This window comes from Microvirga sp. P4_G7, from assembly GCF_056401005.1.
In genome coordinates, this window is the sequence record NZ_JBFUKD010000486.1 from 1 (window position 1) to 2,977 (window position 2,977).

General features: G+C 59.4%; 3 protein-coding genes. All 3 read right to left on the reverse strand.

The features are described 5' to 3' along the window. Positions 1-69 precede the first annotated feature (69 nt). A complete protein-coding gene (locus AC1DT3_RS16770; RefSeq protein WP_477466375.1) occupies positions 70-243 on the reverse strand; it encodes a DUF1328 domain-containing protein in 174 nt (57 codons plus the stop codon). 65 nt (positions 244-308) lie between these two features. Then, positions 309-1,397, reverse strand: a complete 1,089-nt coding sequence (locus AC1DT3_RS16775; protein WP_477466376.1) for an ATP-dependent DNA helicase — start codon at positions 1,395-1,397, stop codon at positions 309-311. After that, positions 1,394-2,260, reverse strand: a complete 867-nt coding sequence (locus AC1DT3_RS16780) for a DMT family transporter (RefSeq protein WP_477466377.1) — start codon at positions 2,258-2,260, stop codon at positions 1,394-1,396. The genes AC1DT3_RS16775 and AC1DT3_RS16780 overlap by 4 nt, the downstream gene beginning before the upstream one ends. Positions 2,261-2,977: the final 717 nt, after the last annotated feature.

The following is a 2,977-nucleotide window of genomic DNA, read 5'->3' on the forward strand; positions in this document are numbered from 1 at the left end:
CTGCACGATGGAGCGCATCCTCGCTGCGGCACCCTGGAATCGCGCCGCAAAGCTCTAGCGACGGGGCCGCTAGAACAAAACCTCGCCGGCAGTCCATGCCATCACGAGCAGGATGAGGAACAGGACAAGGAACAGTCCGAACAAGACCTTCGCAATGCTCTTGGCGCCCGACGCGACACCGGTGAAACCGAGGGCGCCGRCAACGAGCGAGACGATGAGAAAAATAAAAGCCCATTTCAGCATGATCGCGGTCCCCCTGCACTGAGCTGTTCAGCTTCCATAAGTGCAAGCGTGGCGGATAAGTTCCCTCACTGAACGACGATGACCCTTTCAGCCGCTCGGGTGAGACCGGTATAGAGCCAGCGGCTCCGGTGCTCGCGAAATGCATAAGACTCATCGAAGAGCATGAGATCGTCCCATTGCGAACCCTGTGCTTTGTGGACGGTCAATGCGTAGCCGAAGGTGAACTCGTCGGATTCCCGGCGCAGGGCATAGGCGAGGTCCTCTTCGCCGCCCTCGAAGAACGCCTTGTGGATCAGAACCTCGACCGGCTTGCGGCCGTCATCGTCGGCGACGACGTCCATTCTGAGGAAGTCGTTGTGCAGACCGCGCAACGCGCGGATCGTCCAGGTGCCACCGTTGAGAAGACCCTTGGTCTTGTCGTTCCGCAGACAAACCAGTTTCTCGCCAGCCGCCGGCATCGGGTCGCGATACCCGTTCAGCTCGCGCAGACGGGTGTTGTAGAGCCGTCGCGTTTTGTTGAGACCGACGAGAACCTGATCCGCTCCCATCACCATCGCGGCGTCGATCTCGCGCCGCCGGATGACGCGGCTTTCACCGAAAGTGCCGAGTTCGAGCCGTCCGCCCTCCCGCACCATCATCGACAGATGAACGATGGGGTTGTCCTTTGCCTGTCGGTGCACGTCCGTAAGCATGACGTCCGGCTCGGCTTCGGTGAAGAACCCTCCACCCTTCACGGGCGGCAATTGCGCAGGATCGCCGAGCACAAGAACCGGCTTGCCGAACGACAACAGATCGCGACCAAGCTCCTCGTCGACCATCGAACATTCGTCGATGATGATCAGATCGGCCTTCGCCGCAGGACTCTGGCGGTTGAGGACGAATTGAGGACCGCCTTCATCCGATTCACGGGATCGGTAGATCAGGGAGTGGATGGTCGAGGCGTCCGAGCAACCCTTGTTGCGCAGGACGAGCGCCGCTTTGCCGGTGTAAGCGCCGAACGCCACGTCTCCGTCGACGTCTTCGGCGATGTGGCGAGCCAGCGTCGTTTTGCCGGTGCCTGCATATCCAAACAGACGAAACACCGGACGATCGGCCTGCTTCAGCCATTCGGAGACGGCTTTGAGGGCGGCGTCCTGTTGCGGCGACCAGCTCATGCGACGCGCGCCTCCCGGCGCAAATTGTAGAGCAGGCCGACAATGATGAAGGCGCTGCCGAGAAAGACGAAGGGATCGAGTGGTTCCGCGTAGAGCTGCCAACCGACGACGGCGATGAGCGGAATGCGCAGGAAGTCGAGTGGGACGACCATGCTCGCATCGCCATGCCGGTAGGCATTCGTGAGGCAATAGTGGGACAACAAGCCCCCGAGGCAAATTCCGACGATCGGGAGGATGTGCGACAGATCGAGACGCAACCAGAACGCATCGCGCACGCCCGCCAGGTTGAGTGGGAGCTGGATCAGGTTCATGTAGAACAGGATCGAAAACGTGCTCTCGGTCATCGTCAGCCTCTTTGTCAGGATCGCGACGAGAGCGAAGGAGACGGCAACGCCCAACATGAGCAGGCTGGCCGGCTGCAACGTCGCGATACCGGGCCGCAGAATGACGAGAACGCCGACAAATCCGAGAACGATCGCAACCAACCGTCCTCGGGTCATTCGCTCCTGGAGCAGAGGGATCGCGAGGAGTGCGACGATCGCGGGCTGAGTGAACTCGAGCGCGAAAACAGTCGCGAGCGGCAGCAGCGTCAGGCTGAAAGCCCAACCATCTGTGCCGAGGAAGTGGATCCCGTTCCGAAGAAGGTGAAGTTTGAACCGCCGCGCTCTCAGGCCAGGGCGCAACGTCGGCCTCACGAGTGCAAGTGCGAGCAGGATGACGATGCCTGCCGCGTTTCGCATCGAGAGCATCTCGAACACCGAGAAGGCGCCGGACAAAGCGCGCACGGCGACGGCGGTTGCCGAAAAGGACAAGAGCGCGCCGCTCATCCAGAACAGAACGGCGAAGATGTTGCGATGGGTCACGGATCGTCCCGGCGTTTGAATGTCCGCTCTGGATTAGCGGCTGGGGATGACGACGTGAAGAGCGCCACACGCGGGTCGCATCGGCGAAAATGACTCCGATTTCGCCTCCCCGTCGGACGAAATGCAAAATTGATTCGCGACGAAATCATCCTTCGGGTGCCTCCGGCGATAAAAAATGACTCCAAACCTGTCGTCGTCTTTCACGTTACGTAAGAAGATTCGCGGATGCCGCTTCGGGTGCGTTCGCGACCTGCGATGAGACCCTCGTCGGCCTCTCGGCCAAGCAACCGAAGCGCTCTTTTTCGTGCATTCTTCGGTATACTTCAAATAGCTGAAAACACGTTGTTTTTGGCAAAATTTTCTACTGTTCTGCATGACGTCGAAGGCAGAGCTTTGCGTCATCCTGGGTCGTTCAAGGATGACTCACGCGCGACTCATCAGCGGCATCTTTTGCGCAAGTCCGCATGCGCTTTCGGAAAAAAGTATCCACAGAAATTATGCTTCTTCTACTTTCTACACTTTCCGTTAATCGGAACCCGCTTGGTATAACGACGTTGCCTTGCAAGCGTCACGGTTGCACGCGCAGGCCCTTGAAGGAGGCTGTTATGCCGACAGACGATAAGACCAACCCGCTGACACAGCTGTTCACGGGTGACTTGGGTGCGACCAGCACCTCGACGACCGCCAAGAAGAGCCGTGGCTCGAAGGGCGGAAAGA

Excerpts from the sequence above, each read along its gene's own strand:
- AC1DT3_RS16775 (WP_477466376.1), bottom strand. The coding sequence starts at position 1,397 with ATGAGCTGGTCGCCGCAACAGGACGCCGCCCTCAAAGCCGTCTCCGAA.